At 66.8% G+C, this 3,523-nt stretch carries 6 protein-coding genes; all 6 read left to right on the plus strand.

Annotation, left to right across the window (positions count from 1 at the left end):
* A partial coding sequence (locus ACESNG_RS16095) for a phage minor head protein (protein WP_373069747.1) occupies positions 1–272 on the plus strand: 272 nt, incomplete at its 5' end.
* 113 nt (positions 273–385) lie between these two features.
* Entirely contained in the window at positions 386–1,036 is a 651-nt protein-coding gene (locus ACESNG_RS16100) for a hypothetical protein (protein WP_373069749.1), read from the plus strand.
* A gap of 138 nt (positions 1,037–1,174) precedes the next feature.
* Entirely contained in the window at positions 1,175–2,122 is a 948-nt protein-coding gene (locus ACESNG_RS16105) for a major capsid protein (RefSeq protein WP_373069751.1), read from the plus strand.
* A gap of 55 nt (positions 2,123–2,177) precedes the next feature.
* Positions 2,178–2,600, plus strand: coding sequence for a hypothetical protein (locus ACESNG_RS16110; RefSeq protein WP_373069753.1), 423 nt, complete (start codon positions 2,178–2,180; stop codon positions 2,598–2,600).
* Positions 2,601–2,602: 2 nt separating this feature from the next.
* Entirely contained in the window at positions 2,603–2,851 is a 249-nt protein-coding gene (locus tag ACESNG_RS16115) for a hypothetical protein (RefSeq protein WP_373069755.1), read from the plus strand.
* The gene (locus ACESNG_RS16120; protein ID WP_373069757.1) at positions 2,852–3,394 is read left to right on the plus strand and encodes a DnaT-like ssDNA-binding protein; all 543 of its coding nucleotides are present in this window, start codon (positions 2,852–2,854) and stop codon (positions 3,392–3,394) included.
* Positions 3,395–3,523 lie beyond the last annotated feature (129 nt).

The raw sequence follows: 3,523 nt of genomic DNA on the forward strand, positions 1-3,523 counted from the left end.
CTGCCGCGCTCCAGTCGCAGAAAGTCGGCCAGCAACTCGCGTGGCAAGAGGCCCAGCGCGCGGGCACATTGGACGGCGTTGAGGTGGTCCGCCGCTGGGTCGCGACTATCGACGGGCGCGAACGCGACGAACACCGCGAGATGGACGGCGCGGAAGCTCCGCTCGATGGCGTGTACCGCAACGGCCAGACCTACCCAGGCGAGGGCGAGTACAATTGCCGCTGCACGGAAATCATCCGAGTGGCCCGTCCCGCCTTTGCGCTCTCGGCGTAAAGTGAGAGTACCCCGCACCGCCCCACTCGCCGCCCGTCCCCCTCTTGCATCGCGCGCCGCCCTGCCATACTCCACGCAGACGGGCGCACGCCCCAGCACCAGACGAGGATGCAATGCCGCTCCCTGTATTTGACACACTCGATGAGATTCCCGACGCCTTCCGCGAGGACTACGCGGAGCGCGATGGCAAGTGGCACCCGAATGTTGTCAGCAAGTCCGCGCTCGAGGATGAGCGAGAGAAGCGCGACGCCGCCGAGAAGCTGACGAAGAAGCTGGTGAAGGAGCGCGATGCGCTCGAGACGAAGGCGAAGGCCGACAAGGCCGGACTCACGGACGAGCAGATCGCCGCAGTGCGCGAGGATCTCCGCAAGGAGCTGCTCGAGGAATATGCGCCGCGGCTCGACGCCTCCGATCGCTACGCCGCCGAGAACCGCGAACTCAAGCTCGACCATCAGGTCAAGGGCCTGCTCGCGGGCGCCAAGATCATCCCCGAGCGACTCGGGCAGATGTGGCAACTGCACCGCGCAGAGTTCGACCTCACGGAGGACGGGAAGCCGATGGTGAAGGGCAAGCCGGGGCTTTCGGTCGAGAAGTACATCACGGAGACACTGGCGAAACAGTACCCCGAGTGGGTGCAGGGCACGCAGGCGGGCGGCAGTGGCGCACCGGGCACGCGCCCAGGTGTGCTCGCGGCTCCAGTCGTGGGAAACGGCAATCCCGTGGAGGCCATCGCGGCCGCACGAGAAGCGGGACTGCTCGCGTAACGCCGGTCCGGTCAGAGCGCAGGGCACCACGCGACACCGTAGGACACAGCCGTAGGGGCCGAGGGATTCGGCGTGAAGCATCACCACCGAATCCCCGAGCCAATGCCTCGGGGTCCACCTGTACCCGAGGATGCCTCTATGGCTCTCACACTGATGGAAGCGGCGAAAGTCGCCATCAACGAAGGCAAGACGATTCGCGCCGGCGTCATCGAGATGTTCGCCCGCGCGTCCGCGTTGCTCGCCGCGATTCCTTTCAAGGATATTCAGGGCAACGCGTACCAGTACAACCGCGAAAGCAACCTCTCCGGCGTGGCGTTCCGTAACGTCAACGGCACCTATCCCGAGTCGACGGGCGTCGTGAATCAGCTCGTCGAAGCGCTCCGCATCTGCGGCGGCGACCTCGACGTCGATACGTTCATCGTCAAGACGCAGGGCCAGGTCGCGCGCGCGGTGCAGGAGCAGATGAAGGTGAAGGCGCTCGCCGCGGAGATGACCCGCGTCATCATCAAGGGCGACAGCACGAGCACGCCTGCCGAAATCGACGGCCTGCAGAATCGCATCGTCGGCGGACAGTTGATCGAGAACTCCGGCGTGAATGGCGGCGGCGCGCTGTCGCTCATCATGCTGGACGAGCTGCTCGATACGGTCCCCGAGGAAGCGGGCCGTGGTCGCGTGCTCGTGATGAACAAGGCGCTTCGTCGCCGCCTGACGGTTGCGGCCCGCACCGCTGGCGTTGGCGGGAACATCGACTATGCGCTCGATGATTTCGGGCGTCAGGTCACGCGCTACAACGGCGTGCCGATCGTCAACACCTACCCGGACAATGGCGGGACTGACCCGCTCGCGTTCGACGAGGTGGGTTCGGGCGGCGCCACCGCCACGGCCACGTCGATCTACTGCCTCGCGCTCGGCGACGGCCTCGTGACCGGCATCCAGTCCGGCGGCATGGATGTGCGTGATCTCGGCGAGCTGGACACGGCGCCGAAGTTCCGCACGCGCGTCGAGTGGTTCGCGGGCATGGCCATCGAGCATGGCCGCGCCGCGGCCCGCCTCCGTGGCATCAGCAACGTCGCTGCGGTCGCGTAGTACCACCCCCTCACACACAGCGGGGCGGGAACTCGCCCCGTAGGAGATGTCAGATATGCCGCGCAACCAGAAGGACGAAACTCCGGATACCGACACGATTCTCAAGGCCGCGGGCCTGATTGCGTCGTCTGCCGCTGTCGCCACCATCCTCGACCTCGGCACGGGCCGCGTCGACGGCCGCGTGATCGTGAACGTCACGGCCATCGAAGTGGCAACCGGCGACGAGCGCTACTTGATCAAGACGCAGTTCAGCGCCGTGCCCGCGATGGGCTCGGTCGTGTTCGGCGGCACTGCCCTCGACTTGGGCGACTCGTCCGTCACGAACTCGAGCGCCGACAGCATCGTCGGCACGTATGAACTGCCGTTCTGCAACGAGATCAACGGCACGTTGCATCGCTATATGCGCCTCTACACCTCGGTGCAGGGCACGATCGCAACCGGCATCAATTATTCGGCGTATGCCGTGAAGAAGGCCTGAGAGTGACCACGCCTGCGCACGCAGGGAAGTGGGTGCTGTATGACCGCACCACGGGCGCCGCGTTCTGGCGGTGGCCCGTGGATGCGCGGGAGATGCTCGCCACTGGCGCGTACACGGTTGACCCTCCGTCCCTCGATGCAACGCCAGTGGACCCAGTGGTCGAGCAACTCCCTTCCGCTCCCGACGTGGCGCCCGACGTGGCGCCTGTGACCGACCCCTCTGCCCCGCGCGTGGCGCGGAGGCGACGCTAGATGCCCACCGTGATTACCACGAGCGGCGACGCGACCGCGAACAGCTACGCCAGCGTCGCGACCGCCACGACGTATCTGGATGCGCGCCTGAATAGCAGCGCGTGGACCCTGGCCGCGGTTGGCGACCAAGAACGCGCGGTCATTGAGGCCTCGCGCACACTGGACCGCCTCGACTATACCGGGTGGCGTGTGAACGCGACGCAGGCCCTGTCGTGGCCGCGCGAGGACGCCGAGAATCCCGACGCGCCGTATCTCGCCGCCACGGACACGCTCCTACATTTCGGCATCACGATCATCCCGACGCGTCTCGTGGACGCGACGTGCGAACTGGCGCTCGAGTTCCTGCGCGCGGGCACGTCCGACGTGGCCGGCGCGCTCCCGAACGCGGGGATCATCACCAAGACCGTCGATGTCCTCTCCACGACCTACGCCGAGCCGTATCTGCGCGCGCAGGGGCTGGCGCGATACCCGCGGGTGGCTGCGCTGATTGCGCCCCTGCTGGATGGCGCGAAAACGGGCGGGCTGTCCGTGGTGCGCGTCTGATGGGGATGCGCCGCGTGCCCCATCGTCCGATCCGGCGATTCCGCTCCCCTGTAGAGGTGACGCAAGCGGACCGTATGGTGACCGTGCTGGCGAACCGTGTGACGACGCTGGTGGCGAGCCCAACGTCGC

It is taken from the genome of Gemmatimonas sp., from assembly GCF_041689975.1.
Taxonomy (GTDB): Bacteria; Gemmatimonadota; Gemmatimonadetes; order Gemmatimonadales; family Gemmatimonadaceae; genus Gemmatimonas.

Coding starts and splice junctions, on each gene's coding strand:
- ACESNG_RS16100 (WP_373069749.1), top strand. CDS start 386: ATGCCGCTCCCTGTATTTGACACACTCGATGAGATTCCCGACGCCTTC.
- ACESNG_RS16105 (WP_373069751.1), top strand. CDS start 1,175: ATGGCTCTCACACTGATGGAAGCGGCGAAAGTCGCCATCAACGAAGGC.
- ACESNG_RS16110 (WP_373069753.1), top strand. CDS start 2,178: ATGCCGCGCAACCAGAAGGACGAAACTCCGGATACCGACACGATTCTC.
- ACESNG_RS16120 (WP_373069757.1), top strand. CDS start 2,852: ATGCCCACCGTGATTACCACGAGCGGCGACGCGACCGCGAACAGCTAC.